At 52.7% G+C, this 16,056-nt stretch carries 16 protein-coding genes and 1 tRNA gene; 10 read left to right on the top strand and 7 right to left on the bottom strand.

Annotated elements, in window-relative coordinates:
• From NT140_03685 to prmA, 7 genes are all read right to left on the bottom strand, one after another.
• Nucleotides 1–582 (bottom strand): hypothetical protein (locus NT140_03685; protein MCX5830981.1); only part of this gene is annotated, 582 nt, incomplete at its 3' end.
• Nucleotides 583–791: 209 nt separating this feature from the next.
• Nucleotides 792–1,940, bottom strand: a complete 1,149-nt coding sequence (locus tag NT140_03680) for a HEAT repeat domain-containing protein (GenBank protein MCX5830980.1) — start codon at nt 1,938–1,940, stop codon at nt 792–794.
• A 185-nt stretch (nt 1,941–2,125) separates the two neighbouring features.
• Nucleotides 2,126–2,974 (bottom strand): site-2 protease family protein, encoded by an 849-nt coding sequence (locus NT140_03675; GenBank protein MCX5830979.1) that lies wholly within the window; start codon nt 2,972–2,974, stop codon nt 2,126–2,128.
• A 71-nt stretch (nt 2,975–3,045) separates the two neighbouring features.
• Nucleotides 3,046–3,121 (bottom strand) — tRNA-Phe (locus tag NT140_03670).
• A 42-nt stretch (nt 3,122–3,163) separates the two neighbouring features.
• Nucleotides 3,164–3,679, bottom strand: coding sequence for an RDD family protein (locus NT140_03665; protein MCX5830978.1), 516 nt, complete (start codon nt 3,677–3,679; stop codon nt 3,164–3,166).
• Nucleotides 3,676–4,464 carry a 16S rRNA (uracil(1498)-N(3))-methyltransferase gene (locus tag NT140_03660; protein ID MCX5830977.1) on the bottom strand — a complete coding sequence of 263 codons (789 nt, stop codon included), beginning with the start codon at nt 4,462–4,464 and terminating at the stop codon, nt 3,676–3,678. Before NT140_03660 ends, NT140_03665 begins: the two co-directional genes overlap by 4 nt.
• A 64-nt stretch (nt 4,465–4,528) precedes the next feature.
• Entirely contained in the window at nt 4,529–5,479 is a 951-nt protein-coding gene (gene prmA / locus NT140_03655; protein MCX5830976.1) for a 50S ribosomal protein L11 methyltransferase, read from the bottom strand.
• Between the two features lie 177 nt (nt 5,480–5,656).
• On the opposite strand from prmA, the gene NT140_03650 reads away from it, so the two are divergent.
• From NT140_03650 to NT140_03605, 10 genes are all read left to right on the top strand, one after another.
• Complete coding sequence (locus NT140_03650; GenBank protein ID MCX5830975.1) at nt 5,657–5,875, top strand: hypothetical protein; 219 nt, start codon at nt 5,657–5,659, stop codon at nt 5,873–5,875.
• 27 nt (nt 5,876–5,902) lie between these two features.
• Entirely contained in the window at nt 5,903–6,715 is an 813-nt protein-coding gene (gene ccsA / locus NT140_03645) for a cytochrome c biogenesis protein CcsA (GenBank protein ID MCX5830974.1), read from the top strand.
• Nucleotides 6,716–6,719: 4 nt separating this feature from the next.
• Nucleotides 6,720–7,991, top strand: a complete 1,272-nt coding sequence (hemA, locus tag NT140_03640) for a glutamyl-tRNA reductase (GenBank protein ID MCX5830973.1) — start codon at nt 6,720–6,722, stop codon at nt 7,989–7,991.
• Nucleotides 7,992–8,011: 20 nt separating this feature from the next.
• Nucleotides 8,012–8,947, top strand: coding sequence for a hydroxymethylbilane synthase (gene hemC, locus NT140_03635; GenBank protein ID MCX5830972.1), 936 nt, complete (start codon nt 8,012–8,014; stop codon nt 8,945–8,947).
• A 164-nt stretch (nt 8,948–9,111) separates the two neighbouring features.
• A complete protein-coding gene (locus NT140_03630) occupies nt 9,112–10,065 on the top strand; it encodes a uroporphyrinogen-III synthase (GenBank protein ID MCX5830971.1) in 954 nt (317 codons plus the stop codon).
• Nucleotides 10,066–10,179: 114 nt separating this feature from the next.
• On the top strand, nt 10,180–11,154 hold the full coding sequence (hemB, locus tag NT140_03625) for a porphobilinogen synthase (GenBank protein ID MCX5830970.1): 975 nt from the start codon (nt 10,180–10,182) through the stop codon (nt 11,152–11,154).
• Nucleotides 11,155–11,303: 149 nt separating this feature from the next.
• Nucleotides 11,304–12,368 carry a heme b synthase gene (ahbD, locus tag NT140_03620; protein ID MCX5830969.1) on the top strand — a complete coding sequence of 355 codons (1,065 nt, stop codon included), beginning with the start codon at nt 11,304–11,306 and terminating at the stop codon, nt 12,366–12,368.
• A 91-nt stretch (nt 12,369–12,459) separates the two neighbouring features.
• Nucleotides 12,460–12,957, top strand: a complete 498-nt coding sequence (locus NT140_03615) for an SH3 domain-containing protein (protein ID MCX5830968.1) — start codon at nt 12,460–12,462, stop codon at nt 12,955–12,957.
• Nucleotides 12,957–13,880: a M48 family metallopeptidase gene (locus NT140_03610; protein ID MCX5830967.1), complete on the top strand. Its 924-nt coding sequence runs from the start codon at nt 12,957–12,959 to the stop codon at nt 13,878–13,880. Before NT140_03615 ends, NT140_03610 begins: the two co-directional genes overlap by 1 nt.
• Before the next feature lie 15 nt (nt 13,881–13,895).
• The gene (locus NT140_03605) at nt 13,896–16,031 is read left to right on the top strand and encodes an adenylate/guanylate cyclase domain-containing protein (GenBank protein MCX5830966.1); all 2,136 of its coding nucleotides are present in this window, start codon (nt 13,896–13,898) and stop codon (nt 16,029–16,031) included.
• The last annotated feature ends 25 nt before the right edge of the window (nt 16,032–16,056 follow it).

The raw sequence follows: 16,056 nt of genomic DNA, 5'->3' as shown, positions 1-16,056 counted from the left end.
GAGAAGCGCTGCTATTTGTCCGATGATCGCCAGAGATTCGGGTTTGATGTCGGACTTGCCTGTGTCGAAATTGATATAAAGGGCCATGAAACCGTCTTTGCTCAATGCGCTGTACATGGCATCTGCGGTCACTTCTTGCGTAATGGGGACCATTTCGAGAATGACCAACTCATAGCTGCGCCCATCGTTAAAGGCCTCAATTGCAATCCAGGTTTCCTTTCCTCCTTTGGTCAATTTAAATATACCCCGTCGTCCATCATCTAAAAGAACCGCCCCTCCGATATTTTTTACCGCATTGCTGTAATTGCGGCGGATCTGAAGGTAGCTTGACTGTGGTGATCCCTTTCGCAGATAATAATCGATTTTGGTCCTCTCTCCCTCCAGAGTTTTGGCGCCCTCTGGTAAAAAAAACTCGAAGGAATTGAAGTTTCTTTCACAAGTATCAATATAATAACTATTCATTCTCGAAATCAGAGGATGATCCTGACAACCTTTAGCGTCCTTCTCCTGGCTGGAGGCAACCCCAACAGGCAGAAGGAACAGGCATACAATGCTTACCAAGATACGAGTGATTCTTTTCATGATCATTCTCCTCTTTTTGAGTTGTCATTGATAACGGATTGCAATCAAGCATTTTCGGCGCGGGCGACGTTTTACTGACTTCAGGAAGTTACAAATACCCCCGATCATCCCCCAATAATGCCATCTTTCAACCGCAACTCATCAATATACCTTGATGAAAAAAATAGCTACTTGTATTTGTTGTCAGCAAAGCTGATCCGGCAGATAGGTCAGGCAAGAACTACGGCTGCTTTGATCTCTCTGATGACCGACTCCGCCGCTTCACGGGCAAGACTCGACTCAAGGATTTGCCCGCTCTTTGGTCCGCCGATCTTTCCCATGGCCCAGGCGGCATAGCCGCGTACCAGCTCTTCCGGGTCTTTCAGGGCTCGCGCGAGTGCCGGGATGAAAGCGGGGTCACCGATGTTTCCCATGGCGATGGCGGCGTTTCTCTGAAAATATTTCCTGTCCCGGATATAGTTGTACATCAACGGCTGTACCCGCGTACGGTAGAATTCCGTGGACAAGTCCAGGAGTTTTATGAGATCGAAATCCCGCGCTATTTTCTCCAAAAATGGATCCGGGGGCAGCTTTGCCTTCAGCCTGCGTTGATTCATCGGGCACGCTTCCTGACAGATATCGCAGCCGTGGATCCACGTTCCCATCTTTTCCCGGATTTCAGGAGCGATGTAACTTGTGGAGCCGGGAACACCGTCCTGCGTCCAGAAGGTGTTGAAGGCGATGCAGCGCCGCGGGTTCATCTTCAAAGGTTCGTAGATGGCTCCCGTGGGACAGGCATCCATACATGCCGTACACTTGGGGGGACATTTCACCGCGAAAGTAGGCTCGTCATAGTCAAGTTCCACATCCACGACAAACGAGGAGAGAACAATGAACGATCCCATGCCTTCGGAGAAAGCAAAGCAGTTCTTCCCGTAGGTGACGATTCCCGCGCGTGCGGCGGTCAACCTCTCCGGAAGAAATATTCCCTGGGCTACACGGCATCCCGCCTTTTCCAGAAACTCGCGCATCAGCCGTGGCCTTGTCCCGTTGATTCGATGTTCCGGGGCGTTGTAGCACCTTGCCTGATAGAGCCGGCCTATTTTGCCCGTCAAGTTTTCCGGAAAGGACCCTCTGGCGTAATCGTAAACGAGGGAGACTATGGATTTGGCTGAAGGCATGGCCTTTCTTGGGATTGCGCCGATAATAGGCTGACGGGGGCTGTCGATGTACCAGCTGTACATGTCGTATCTCGATTGGAGCTCCGCAGCGTACTCGGGGAAGCCCTCCGCACTGGTAACGCCTGCCTTGCTGTAGCCAAGGTCGAGGGCGTAGTCTTTGATGTCTTCCGTCAGGGGCATGGGTTTTGAACCTTTCAAATTTGTCTCTTATCCAGTTATGTTGATTGATAAGAAATTCTTTTTCGCGGACCAAGGATATGAAGAATGGCCTTGAGTGTCAATTGAATTTTAACAGGTATCGCATGTTTGGATTTATATTCAACAAAATGCTCCGGAGATCCAGTATCAACACTTGTATTTGAACAGGCTTAGCTCCATTCCCGTTATATCTTGAAAGGGGCGGGGATAAAGGTGATGATAAATATCAGGAGGGAGATAAGGGCAATATATCTTCTGGTAGGGTCTATCGGCATTTCCCAGTAGAGCACAGGTGGGTGTTTTATCCCGAGAAATAGCATCAATAACGCCCAGAGTGCCCACCCTTCCCATCCATATAACCCGATGATACCAAAGAAACCAAATACTGCAAGGATGGCAACGAGAGTCATGGAAACGTACCTGTGACGATCACCTAAGATTGCAAAGGCTATATGTCCGCCATCAAGCTGACCTATGGGCAAAAGATTAAGAGACGTCACAAATAGGCCGATCCAGCCAGCGAAGGCAACGGGGTGGAGAAGTATGTCCACCGTATCCGGCAAGTGACCCACAATGATCCGCGAGAGGAAGGAAAACAGCAGGGAATCACCCAGCACAATCGCGTCCTGGATCTTTGCTAGAGGAACAGTCTCAGACATGCTAAGCCCAACTATACTGGCTATCAATGACACGATAAACCCTGCAATTGGTCCAGAAGCCCCTATGTCTATAAGCGCACTGCGTTTCATGATCGGAGAAGTCATTTTAATAAAAGCACCAAATGTGCCTATAAGAGATGGCGCAGGAATAAAGTAGGGCAGAGTTGCAGAGACATGGTGCCTTCTTGATGCCACGTAGTGGGCTAGTTCGTGAACAGTCAGTATCACCATGAGAGTTCCAGCAAAAGGGAGTCCATCCAGAAGCTTTCCCGGCGATCCAAATATGTTACTCCCTCTTTGGAGCGCACCGGCCGCAAGAGTCGTAATACAGGTGGCAGCAAAAAGCAGTATGTGAAAATAAGGGACTTTCTTCATAGTTTTATCACAATAACAAAAAAACAAGGGGTCACAAACCGCCGCTGCGACTTGCAACCCCCTGTTTTTAATGGTGGGCCAGGACAGAATCGAACTGTCGACACTCGGATTTTCAGTCCGATGCTCTACCGACTGAGCTACCGGCCCAAGAATATCGGTATTTACAGCGTACAGCCGTGAAAGAGGGCTTTATCTATAGAATATGCCCCTGGTTGTCAAGGTGTTTTTTGCTATTTGATCTTCGTCGTTAACTAGTTCAACGACGGTCCCTGCGATCTTGTCGTGCCACCCCTGTTTCCTGCTGTCGAAGGCGACCCAGAGGAAGCCGAGGAAGAGGGCCAGACTGGAAATAATACTACCTGTCCAACGGAGAAAGGCGATGCCGTAGGTCAACTTTTTTCCCGTTGCCCCGACGACCTGGAGCTTGAGCAGGATCTTGCCCGGTGTCTGGCCGATCGCCCCGTGGAAATAGGTAAAATATGCCATGCTGATAATCATGGATATGAAAAAATGGGTAAACAGGTAGCGGCCGGTCATGTTGCCCCCGATGCCTGCCTGTATATCGGGGTGGCGGGAATAGGGTGAGGGGGGGAAAATGCGTAATTCCAGCATGATAAGGATGGAATAAATGATATAGAGGATAAATTTGTCTATCAGCAGCGCCACCCACCGTCTCCAGAAGCCGCCATAGCGATGTCCCGTCATAAGCCGCCTTCCTCGTGACCGTCGGGGGCAAAGATGCCTCTTTCGTATTGAATTATGGCCAGAATGGCGAGGGCGGCCGTTTCCACCTTGAGGATTTGACGCCCCAGGCTGACAGACGTAAAGCCCATCCGTTCCGCGAGTTCGATTTCCTCCCGGGCGAATCCTCCTTCGGGGCCCACAATCAGGAAGAAGTTCCGGTTTGGTTCAGATTTCTTGCCCCGCAAAACCTGCTTCAGATTTGTCCTCGTTTCCTCTTCCCAGAAAATGATTTTCTCCCCCCGGTCTTCCCCGCTATTTTCAGATGACCGAAGCATATTCTCCCAATTCATAATCTCGGAAACTTCCGGTATGCCGGCAGAGTGGGATTTTCTGGCTGCCTCCCGGGCGATTTTCTGCCAGCGGATCTGTTTGGCGGCCGTTTTGTCCGGCGCTAAGTGGGGTACTGACCGCCTGGAGAAAAAGGGAATTATCCTGGTTGCTCCCAACTCGCAGACCTTCTCAATGATGAAATCCATCTTTTTTGCCTTGGGTAGCGACTGGGCCAGTGTGATCTGCAGGGCATTATCCTGGATGGTTGTTTTCCGGACGATTTCTAACTGCACCCGTTCCTGATCCTGCCCCCGGATGACTGCCTCGTACTCGCACCCGTCGCCATCAAAAAGCAGCAAGCGCTCGTCCTTTCTCATGCGCAGCACCGTTGCCACATACTGCCGGTCTTCTCCTGTTAATGTGCAGCGGTCGCCTGCTGCCATTTTTCGGGGAAAGAAGATTCTCGCAATGGTCAAAGCTCACTCCTTTTTAATAACACCCATGCCCGGCGCGGGTACAACGAAACAGGAAAATCCCCCCTTAACCCCCCTTTGGTAAAGGGGGGGATGGGGGGATTTTCATATAAACGTAGCACCGCCACTCTTCGCTTTTTATAATGCGCCAGAGGCTAAGCGGCGGTTTGGAAAAGCAATTCTCAATTTCCGGGCTCTGTTTACCAATAATGCCGGAGATGACCAAATAACCGCCCGGCGTCAGCAGCGACTCCAGATTGGCATAAAGCTCCAGCAGCGTTTTGGCCGTGAGATTGGCCAGAATAAGATTAAATTTGTGCCGGAGAGAGTCGAGGGGGCGGTTGCGGATCTCCATTATTTCTGCCACCTGATTCAGGATGGCATTAGCGCCGGCGATAGCCACGGCTTGATCATCAATGTCCAGACAGACCACCTTCTCCGCACCCAGCCGGGCGGCAGCGATGCCCAGGATGCCTGTGCCCGTACCCACGTCGAGAACTTCCCGGGATGAAACCTTATTTTGCAAGAGGTCTTCCATGGCCTCCAGGCACATCGCCGTGGAGTGATGCTGGCCTGTGCCGAAGGCCATGCCCGGATCTATTTCGATCACAATATCGCCGGCGACGGGTTGGTAGGGCTCCCAGGTCGGTTTGACGACGAACTTTTTACCGATACGGAAAGGATGAAAGTATTTTTTCCACTCCTCTCCCCAATCGGGGGCGATGATGTCTTTTATCGTCAAGGTGGGTTTTTGGGTTGCGGGGAAGAGGTGGCTAAGGCCGTCGAGATAGGTTTCCAGGGAGGCAATGACGGTTTCCTTGTTTTCCCAGGGAAAATAGGCGGTCAGAGTTTCGTAATGCACTGCCTCCTCAGCTTCCTCGGCAAGGGGCATCAGGGCCTCCTCGCAGACGCCTGCGGCGCCGATCTCGGTCATAAAATTGGCAAGGGCATCCGTCAGCTCGGGGTCCGCCGCTAAATCAACGCGTACCCATTCTTCCGCTGTAGTTTTTTCAGCCAATGTTCCTCACCTCGTGTTGTGATCAAATATCCGTTTTTCTTAAGTTTCCCCGGCTTGACTTTTCGGTGGCTTCATGTTAGCCACGTCCTTACAGAACCCCGATAAACGGAATAAGTAAATTAATGAATCTGCTTTCTGTCTGAAAGCAAATTCTGACTTACTAACCCCGAAGGAAACATGGTGGCATACTACCCTATATGTCTCAATATCACAAATAAAAGGTGCGTCATTGCGGGTGGCGGCGAGGTCGGGGCAAGGAGGGCTAAGGGCCTGGTCGTCTGCAACGCCCGGGTGGTTGTTCTCGGTCGGCAGTTGTCACCCTGTCAGCGCAGGGGATTCGGCGGAGCTAAAGACTGCCTCCGGGACGCAGGCGCTCTGGAGCTGGAATTAACCTGATTTGCAACAGTAGGAAAGGTTTGATTTATGGACCTTTTATTTTTTAAAGCAGCGCTGGCCGCCTACTTCTTGAGCACCGTTGGCTACGCCATCTCCCTTTTGGTAAAACGGATGCTGGTGGCCAAAGTGTCCATGTGGATACTTTTTGCCGCTTTCCTGCTCCAGAGCATAGCCTTCGGGTTCCGGTGCATCGCCACGGAAGGAAGTCCCATCCATGGCATTTACGATGCCTTGGCGCTGCTCGCCTGGATCATGACGGGCGTCTATCTTCTTTTCCAGTTTAAGACCAAAACTCGTATTCTGGGTGCTTTCGTGTCTCCGGCGGCTTTTTTGCTGATGATAATCGCCTCCGTGCGCCTGCTCGATCGTGTCCCCATTCCCGCCATATTACAGGGCACCCTGGTACCGCTGCACGTGATGCTGGCGGTAACGGGCGAAGCCTTTTTTGCGCTGGCCTCCTGCGCCGGCGCTATGTACCTTGTGCAGGACTACTTGATAAAAAATAAGAAAGGACGCAGTTTCAGCCGGCTGCTCCCCTCACTCACAGATCTGGATAGAATCAACCATATCTGCCTGCTGGGAGGATTTCCGTTGCTGACGCTGGGAGTTTTGGTGGGCTCAGTCTGGGCGCGGACCGCCTGGGGGAGCCAATGGCAGTGGGATCCCAAGCAGATATGGACCCTGGCGACCTGGTTTTTGTATGCCATGCTGCTGCATCAGAGACTTATGATCGGTTGGAGAGGACATAAAGCGGCCTGGTTTTCCATCCTGGCCTTTCTTTTTCTCCTTTTCTGTGTCGTTTTGAGCCGGCTCTCACCCACACTCCATGGCTTTGTTTAATCAAATGAATATTATTCTCATCGGGATGAATCATAAAACGGCCCCTTTGGAAATCAGGGAAAAGCTGTCTCTTTCCTGCTGGAAAGAGCTTGATCCTGTTTACGAATTGATGAAGATTGCTGAGGTCAAAGAGGCGATGTATCTTTCCACGTGCAACCGGGTGGAGGTATTGGCCGATACGACGGATGCGGGATGCGCCCTGACCAATCTCAGGTCTTTTATTTTTAATCACGGCAACTTGTCAACGGAGGAAATGGAGCGGTGCCTCTATGTCCATGCCGATCAGGATGCCGTCAGGCACCTGTTCCGGGTTTCCTCCAGCCTTGATTCCCTGGTCATGGGCGAACCCCAGATACTTGGCCAGGTAAAGGACGCTTACCATCGCGCGGTGGAAAAAAACGCTACGGGCATGGTGCTGAACAAGTTGCTGCACCAGGCCTTCCGGGTGGCCAAAAGGGTGCGAACGGAGACGGCCATCGCCAATAATGCCGTCTCCGTAAGTTATGCCGCCGTGGAACTCGCGAAGAATATCTTCGGCAACTTGCAAGGAAAAACGGTACTGTTGATCGGGGCTGGTGAAATGTCCGAACTGGCCGCCCGTCATCTCACCCATCACGGCGTCGGCAAGTTTTTGATCGCCAATCGCACCTATGCGCAGGCACTGGAGATGGCCGATACCTTTCAAGGCCAGGCGGTTGAATTTCACGATCTGGCGACACGGCTCGGGGAAGCGGATATCGTCATCAGTTCCACGGGGGCGACCGGTTACGTGATCAACCGGGAAATGGTGGTCCAGGCCCTGCACGGCCGCAAAAAAAATCGTCTCCTTTTTCTGATAGATATCGCAGTTCCCAGGGACATTGATCCGGCGGCCGGTGAGATAGACAATGCCTTTCTCTACAACATTGACGACCTGCAGGAGGTTGTGGACGATAATCTCAAGAGTCGGCGTCAGGAAGCGGAAAAAGCGGAAACCATCATTGAGGAAGAGGTGGATAAATGCCGGGCCTGGATGAACAGCCTGCTGGTGGTGCCCACGATTGTTTCGCTGCAGCAAAAGGTGGAGGGCATTGTCAAGGGCGAATTGGATAAATCCGCTTCCTGGATGAATAATCTCGATGTCGAGGCTAAGAAAAACGTGGAGGTCATGGCGGCGGCCATCGTCAATAAAATTATCCACGATCCCATCACGAGCCTCAAGGATGAGAGCCAGGAAGACGGCTTGACGTCTTCTCTGGTGATGGTGCGGCGGCTTTTCAAGTTGGATCAGGATTAGAGTGAGAGGAGAAAGGAAAAATTAAAAGCAACTTGAAAATAGGGACGCGCGGCAGCGGCTTGGCGCTTACCCAGACGAACTGGGTGGCCGGCCTGGTCAGGGAACGCTTTCCCGAGCTTAATGTTGAGATTGTGGTGATCAAGACCACGGGCGACGTCATGCAGGATGTTTCCCTCGTTCAGATCGGCGGGAAAGGCGTCTTCGTCAAAGAGATAGAAGAGGCCCTCTTAAACGGCCGGATTGATCTGGCGGTCCACAGCATGAAGGATGTGCCGGCGGAAATCCCCGCTGACCTCGAGATTGCGATTACACCCGAACGGGAAGACCCGCGGGATGTGCTTATCTCGCGGGGAAACACCCAAGTGGAAGCGATGCCCAGGGGCGCCCGTATCGGGACAGGGTCGTTGCGCCGTGGTTATCAGTTGCTCAATTCACTTCCCGACATAAAGATAGTCCCCTTGCGGGGCAATCTGGACACCCGCATCAATAAGATCGAGATGGACAATCTGGCCGGCGTGATTGTTGCGGCCTCGGGATTAAAGAGGATGGGCTGGGCGGGGCGCGTTTCCCAGTATTTGTCCGTGGAATTCATGCTGCCGGCAGTGGGGCAGGGGGTGCTGGGGTTGGAATTGCGCTCTCAGGACAACGAGACGAGAGAAGTTTCCGCCTTCCTAAATAACGAAACAACCTGGCTGGAGGTAGGCGCGGAACGGGCTTTTTTAAAGCGACTGGGCGGCGGCTGCCAGTTGCCTATTGCCGCCTACGGGAAGATACAGGGCAATCAGCTCCTGGTGAGGGGATTGGTGGGCGGCATGGATGGCCGGGTGATGCTCAGAGACGAGGTGTCCGGGACGCCAACATCGAATCAGGAATTGGGTGAAGAATTGGCCGACAAGATATTGGCGCGGGGTGGACGGGAGCTGCTCGATGAGGTTGCCAAAAACTGCCTGCGTTAACAGGTGATGATCTCGTCAAAAGTCGAAAATGCCAGAGAATCGTCATTCCGGTGAAAACCGGAATCCAGAAATTTCAATGCGTTACAAGCGCGCTGGACACCGGTTTTCAACGGTGTGACGACTTTTGACTAGGTTGTCAACAGGTGATTGGAAAGTTTTGATCTATGCAAAAACAGGGCAAAGTTTATATCATCGGTGCCGGACCGGGCGATCCGGATCTTATTGAAAAGCAGCCGCTTTTCGGCAAAGGGATTGTGATTACGAGGCCCAAAGAGCAGGCGGAGGAGTTTTCACAGTTGCTTCGCCAACTGGGAGCGAAGGTCATCCATTTTCCCACTATCAAGATAATTCCTGTCGCGGCAGGGCAGGAACTGGACCGGGCCATCGGCAATGTCGAGGCTTACCAGTGGCTAATTTTTACGAGCGCCAACGGGGCAAGATTATTCTTTCAGCGCTTCAGCGAGCTGGGGCGGGATATCAGGGATTTAAAAGGGGTTAATATCTGCACGATAGGTCCGGCTACCGCTGCTGTCGTTGAGGAACGCGGCATCAAGGTGGATTTGGTGCCCGAAAGCTTTGTGGCGGAAGGAGTGGTCGAGGCTTTCCAGAACCGGGAAATCAGCGGCCAACGCATCCTCCTTCCCAGGGCGGAAGTGGCCCGGGATGTTATTCCGGAAGGTCTGACACGGCTCGGCGCGCAGGTGGAGGTGGTAGATGTTTACCGCACCGTTTCTTCAAGGGTAAAGGGCGCGGGACTGAAAGAATTGATAAATAAGGGTGATGTTGATGTTATAACGTTCACCAGTCCTTCCATATTAAAAAACTTCATGGCGATTATGGGCGAGGATTTTCATCTGCCGGCAGGGATCAAAATCGCCTGTATCGGACCCGTAACTGCCGCAGCCGTCAGGAAAGCCGGGCTGAAAATAGATATCATGCCGGAGAGTTACACGATACCCGGCTTGGTGGAGGCAATGGTTGATTTTTTTGACAATATGCGAAGAAACACTCATAAAGGCATGCCATCACCAAGGGCAAAGAAAATCTCCCCTAACCCCTCTTTGGCAAAGAGGGGAAGTAGAGGGTTGCCTCTTTGCCAAAGAGGGGGAAAACAATAAAATCCCCTACAAAGGGGGAAAACAATAAAATCCCCATTTATCAAAGGGGATAAAATCAAAAATCCCCCTTTAGTAAAGGGGGATTGAGGGGGATTTGAAATTAAAGGAGGAGTTATGTATTTTCCCGATTATCGGCCCCGAAGGCTCAGAAAAAACGAGAATTTCCGCAGGCTACTGCGCGAGACGGCGTTATCCGTCAACGATCTGGTCTATCCGCTCTTCGTGGTGGAAGGCAAAGGAGTAAAGAAGCCGATCAGCTCCATGCCCGGCAATTTCCAGCTCTCCATTGATAATCTTGTCAAAGAAGTCGAGAAGACCAAAGAGCTGGACATACCGGCAGTGCTCCTCTTCGGCATTCCCGACAAGAAGGACGAGGTGGCCTCGGGCGCCTTTGCCCGCGACGGGATCGTGCAGCGGGCGGTGCGCCGGATCAAGGAGAAGGTTCCCGATATCCTGGTCATTACCGATGTCTGCCTTTGCGAATACACCAATCATGGCCATTGCGGCATGATCGAAAAAGGAGATGTGGATAACGATTCCACGCTGGAGGTGTTGGCCGAGACGGCTCTTTCCCATGCCAAAGCAGGTGCGGATATGGTCGCGCCGTCGGCAATGATGGACGGCCAGATCGGTGCGATCCGGGAGACGCTGGACGAAGCGGGCTATGAAACGCTGCCCGTGATGGCCTATGCAGCCAAATACGCCTCCTGTTTTTACGGACCCTTCCGCGAGGCCGCTGAAAGCACACCACAATACGGCGACCGCAAGTCCTACCAGATGGACCCGGCCAACAGCGATGAGGCTATCCGCGAGATGAACCTCGACGTGGAAGAGGGAGCCGACATCCTGATGGTAAAACCGGCCCTCCCCTATCTGGATATCATCCGCCGGGCAAAAGAGGAATTCGATCTGCCTGTGGCGGCGTATAACGTGAGCGGCGAGTTTTCCATGATCAAGGCGGCGGCAAACCTCGGCTGGCTCGACGGCGAAAAGGCCATGATGGAATCGCTGATCTCCATCAAGAGGGCCGGGGCCGACATTATTATTACGTATTTCGCCCAGGAGGTGGCCGAGGTGCTGCAACGATGAACGATAGCAAACCAGCAAATAACCCCCGTGCCCTGCGCGGGCACAACGAAACATGAAAATCCCCCCTTAACCCCCCTTTGGTAAAGGGGGGATGGGGGGATTTTCATATAAAAGGAAGAGAGTTGCCGATTTTACCCAATACTTTGCGCATGATCGCCTGGGAGGTGACCCGGAGCTGCAATCTGGCCTGCGTTCATTGCCGTGCCTCGGCGCTCTGTGGACCATATCCCGGCGAACTTGATATGGAAGGCTGCAAAAAGCTGCTCGATGAGATTGCCGCCTTCAGCAAGCCAGTGATTATTTTGACGGGTGGCGAGCCGCTGCTACGGCCGGATATTTTCGAGATTGCCGACTACGGAAATAAAAAGGGTTTGCGGATGGTCATGGCGACGAACGGTACGCTTGTGACGGAAGAGATTGCCCGCAAGCTCGTAGATGTGGGCATCATGAGGGTCAGCGTCAGCATTGACGGCTTGAACGCCGAGAGCCACGATAAGTTCCGCAAGGTGCCCGGCGCCTTTGCCGGGACGATGGTGGGCATCGAGGCGATGAAAAAAGCGGGGCTGGAATTCCAGATCAATACCACGATAACCAAGGCTAATCTGAATCAGATCAAGGGGATATTTGACCTGACCGTGAGTCTGGAGGCGGTCGCCCACCACATCTTCCTCCTGGTGCCGACGGGCCGGGGCAAAGATATGGCCGACCAGGAGATCGCGCCCGCCGATTACGAAAAAATTCTGAACTGGTTTTATGAGGAGAGCCTGCGGTCGCCTATCCAGCTCAAGGCTACCTGCGCCCCCCATTATTTCCGCATCTACCACCAGCGCAAAGGAACGGCGCAGGAGGCAACCAAGCCGGTCGTCCGGGATACTGGTGAAGACTCACATCGCCCCGGCATGGGCGCCCTCCACGCCATGACGCGCGGCTGCATGGGGGGGAGTTCCTTCTGCTTCATTTCCCATACGGGCCAAGTGCAGCCCTGTGGCTACCTGGAGCTCGATTGCGGTCAGACAAAAGAAAAGGGCTTCGAGGATATCTGGCTGAATTCATCCATCTTCAACAATCTGCGCAATTTGAACCTCTATGAAGGGAAATGCGGCCGCTGTGAATTTACGCGCGTCTGCGGCGGCTGCCGCGCCCGTGCCTACGAGATTACGGGAAACTATCTGGCCGAAGAGCCTTACTGTATCTATGAACCCCAACCCCGGTAAACGGGATTGTAATATAAAGTCCGTGCAGATGGAACGTCAGAATATTATAAGACTGCCCGGAACTAATGCAAGTTCAACAGGAGGTATTATCATGAAGCGAGTCCTTATTTTTCTGGTGCTGGTGATGCCGATTGCCTTCCTTATTAATACGGCCTTCACGGCAATGGAAAAAGAGATGAGCATTCAGGTTGATCGAGCGCAGTTGCGTTCCACACCAGCTTATTTTGGTTCAGTCGTTACTGCCGTCAACTATGCCGATCGGCTGAAAATCATTGATTCCAAAGGTGCCTGGGTGAAAGCCTCTACCGCCAGGAACAATGCGACCGGTTGGATTCATATTTCTGCCCTTACGAGTACGAAACTGGTCCCCAAGTCTGGCGGCAAGAGTGCTCCGACCTCGGTATCGGCGGGCGAACTGAGTGCCGCGGAAAAGGGTTTTACAGAACAGATCGAGCAGGATTACCGCCAAAAAAACAAGAAGATAGATTTCACCTGGGTGGACAAAATGGAAAAAATCAAAATTTCACCCAAGCAAAGTGTCACCTTCCTCAAAGAGGGTCAGGTCGAACCTGCGGAAGGAGGTGAATAATGAGACGCACCCTAAGATACCTTCTTTTATTTCTCATTATGCCATTGCTCTTGCCTATCGTCCATGGTTGCCAGACGATGGAGGGTGTGACCGGTGTCGGCGCCGATCTGGCGGTAGCGACCGGCGCGATTACCAGCAAGCAGGCTGATTCGATAAAAAAAAGTTCCAAGGCTGCCAGCCAGACCTTCGAGGAATTTACACCGGAAAATGAATACTACATCGGCAGAACCATCGCGGCTAATATTTTTTCCAAGTACAAGGCCTACCCGAACATGGGCCCCAATCAGTACATAAATCTGGTCGGTCAAACGGTGGCGCAAGCCTCGGATAAACCGGAAACATTCAAGGGCTATCATTTTCTGATCCTGGACACAGATGAAATAAATGCTTTTGCTGCGCCGGGTGGGTTGATTATGGTATCGCGCGGTCTCCTGCGCTGCTGCAAATCAGAGGATGCCCTGGCTTCCGTATTGGCTCATGAGGTTGGTCATGTGCAGCTTGGTCACGGCATGGGCGCCATCCGCGGCAGCCGCTACACTTCCCTGGGTAAGATTGCGGGAGTTGAACTGGCAAAAAATCTGGGAGGGGAGCAGCTTGCCCAGGCTGCCGAAATTTTCGACGGAACAGTTGGTGATATTATGAAGAAAATGGTTGATAACGGCTACCAGAGCAGTCAGGAATATGACGCCGATAATGCGGCCATAAAGATCGTTAAAAGGGTCGGTTACAACCCCGCGGCCCTGAAAGACTTGCTGGAACAGATAGAGAAGCAACTTGGCGCCAAGTCCGGCGGATTTGGAAAAACGCATCCGACTCCGCAGAACCGGCTGCAAAACATCGAGCCGCTGCTGAAAGGTTTTGAATCCGGCAAGGAACCGGGTGCCCGCAAAATCCGATTCAGCAAGAATATGCTGGGCATTTAACAGGGGGGCTGACCAATGACAAGAAAGCTGATCCACGGTATCCTGATCGGACTTGTTTCGGCCGCAGTGGTCGTCACGTTTTATTTCTCCGGCAGTCTCGACTGGCTGGAAAACACCACCTGGGACTGGCGCGCCAAGCTCTATGCCGCGCCCGGGCCGGCAAGCGATCAGATTCGCGTGATCATGATTGACCAGACCAGCCTGGACTGGGCGAAAGACACCCTGCAGGTACCGCTTTCCTGGCCCTGGCCGCGACAGCTCTATAACCCGATCCTGGCAGCATTGAAACAGGGTGGCGCGAAGGCTGTTGCCTTTGATCTGATCTTCACAGAATCTTCTTTTGCCGGTGTTGACGATGACGAATCTTTTGGACAGGCAATCGCAGCAACAAAAAATTTCATTGGCACCCTTAACCTGAGCAATGAACAGGGCTTGGGTACAACCTGGGATCCCAGTTTCCAGATAAACAATTTCCAGATAACCGGTCTGGCGGATTACCTGTCAGCGCCCAAAGGTCGTAATGCGCTTAAAACCCGCGCCTCCTTCCCCGTCCGGCAAGTAGCCGCCAACGCGGCCATCCTGGGCAGTGTCATGATAACGCGGCAGGATGCGGATGCCATCATCCGCCGGGCCGTACCTTTTCATGTTTTTGATAACCGTTTCGTCCCTTCCCTGGGCCTGGCTGCATATATCGGCGCTAATCCCGATGCCTCAATCAAAATAACAGCTACAAGGATGCAGATTGGCACGTACCAGGTTCCTGTAGATAAAAACGGCAACGTTATCATGCGCTATCGCGGCAAGAGTCAGACGCATAAAGCGGTCAACGCGGCTGCGGTCTTGCAGGCCGGTCTGCAGATCATGGAAGGAAAAGCTCCCGGCATGGATCTGTCGGTGTTTAAGGATGCCTATGTTTTCCTGGGCGTAACCGCGCCCGGCTTCAAGGACCTCCGCCCGACGCCTCTCCAGCGCGATTACCCGGGAGTGGAATTGCACGCCACCATGCTCGATAACCTGCTGTCGGGAGACTTCATGCAGGAAGTTTCGTTGTCCATCGTACTGTTGTTCACTATTGGTATTTCTCTTGCCGCGGGGATCTCCCTCCGCCTGTTGGCGAAAGGCCTTCATGATGCCATCGCCGCCGTGCTATTCCTGACGCTTCCCTTTATTCTCGGCTGCCTCTTTTACGCCAAGAATTACTGGTTTCCAGTAGCTGTCCCTTCGACAGGGGCATTTTTTGCCATTGCTGTGGCTATTGTTGTCAATTATACCCTCGAAGGAAGACAGAAACGATATATAAAAAACGCCTTTAAACAATACCTGAGTCCTGCCGTTATCGAACGTCTGGTCGAAAATCCGGATAAATTGGCCTTGGGCGGTGAAGTGCGCGAGTTGAGTATATTTTTTTCCGACATACAGGGATTTACCGGTATTTCCGAGCGCCTCAGTCCCCAGGAGCTTACGGCCCTCCTGAACGACTATCTGACCGCCATGACGGACATTATTCTTTCCGAAGGAGGGACGATAGATAAATATGAAGGCGATGCCATTATTGCCTTCTGGAATGCCCCGCTCGATGTTCCGGACCATGCAATCTGCGCCATCAGGGCAGCGCTGCGGTGCGGCAGGAAGCTGATTGAACTCCGTCCAGGATTCAAGGAGCGTGTCGGCAGGGACATCTTCGCCCGTATCGGCATCAACACCGGACCGGTCGTGGTGGGCAACATGGGATCAAATCAACGCTTCGACTATACATTCCTGGGCGACGCCGGCAACCTGGCCTCCCGTCTCGAAGGAATCAATAAGCAGTTCGGCACTTTCGTGATGACCTCGGAATATACCCGCTCCCGATTGCAGGGCGAATTCGCCGCACGGGAACTTTCGCTGGTACGTGTCGTTGGCCGCGCAGAACCTGTCCGCGTCTATGAGCCAATGCTCAAGGACGATTATGAAGCTAAAGCAGGGGTCATGCAAACCTTTGCCGGGGCACTGGCGAAATTTTATGAGGGAGACTTCCCGGCAGCCTTGACAAGCTTTGAGACAATCAGTGAGGCAGACCCTCCGGCAAGGGTCTATGCCGATAAATGCCGGATCTTGATCGCTAACCCGCCCCAGCAGTGGGATGGCATCTGGGTGATGACGGAAAAATAGGGAAAAAGACCATTACGCGCTAATT

It is taken from the genome of Deltaproteobacteria bacterium (assembly GCA_026388415.1).
GTDB lineage: Bacteria > Desulfobacterota > Syntrophia > Syntrophales > JACQWR01 > JAPLJV01.
This window is presented reverse-complemented; position numbering and strand designations above follow the sequence as displayed.

Bases quoted from the DNA above. Each gene is read 5' to 3' on its own strand.
- hemA (MCX5830973.1), top strand. From the start codon at position 6,720: ATGAATATTATTCTCATCGGGATGAATCATAAAACGGCCCCTTTGGAA.
- NT140_03665 (MCX5830978.1), bottom strand. From the start codon at position 3,679: ATGACGGGACATCGCTATGGCGGCTTCTGGAGACGGTGGGTGGCGCTG.
- NT140_03630 (MCX5830971.1), top strand. From the start codon at position 9,112: ATGCAAAAACAGGGCAAAGTTTATATCATCGGTGCCGGACCGGGCGAT.
- NT140_03650 (MCX5830975.1), top strand. From the start codon at position 5,657: ATGGTGGCATACTACCCTATATGTCTCAATATCACAAATAAAAGGTGC.
- ccsA (MCX5830974.1), top strand. From the start codon at position 5,903: ATGGACCTTTTATTTTTTAAAGCAGCGCTGGCCGCCTACTTCTTGAGC.
- NT140_03675 (MCX5830979.1), bottom strand. From the start codon at position 2,974: ATGAAGAAAGTCCCTTATTTTCACATACTGCTTTTTGCTGCCACCTGT.
- hemB (MCX5830970.1), top strand. From the start codon at position 10,180: ATGTATTTTCCCGATTATCGGCCCCGAAGGCTCAGAAAAAACGAGAAT.
- NT140_03615 (MCX5830968.1), top strand. From the start codon at position 12,460: ATGAAGCGAGTCCTTATTTTTCTGGTGCTGGTGATGCCGATTGCCTTC.
- NT140_03605 (MCX5830966.1), top strand. From the start codon at position 13,896: ATGACAAGAAAGCTGATCCACGGTATCCTGATCGGACTTGTTTCGGCC.
- NT140_03610 (MCX5830967.1), top strand. From the start codon at position 12,957: ATGAGACGCACCCTAAGATACCTTCTTTTATTTCTCATTATGCCATTG.
- ahbD (MCX5830969.1), top strand. From the start codon at position 11,304: ATGATCGCCTGGGAGGTGACCCGGAGCTGCAATCTGGCCTGCGTTCAT.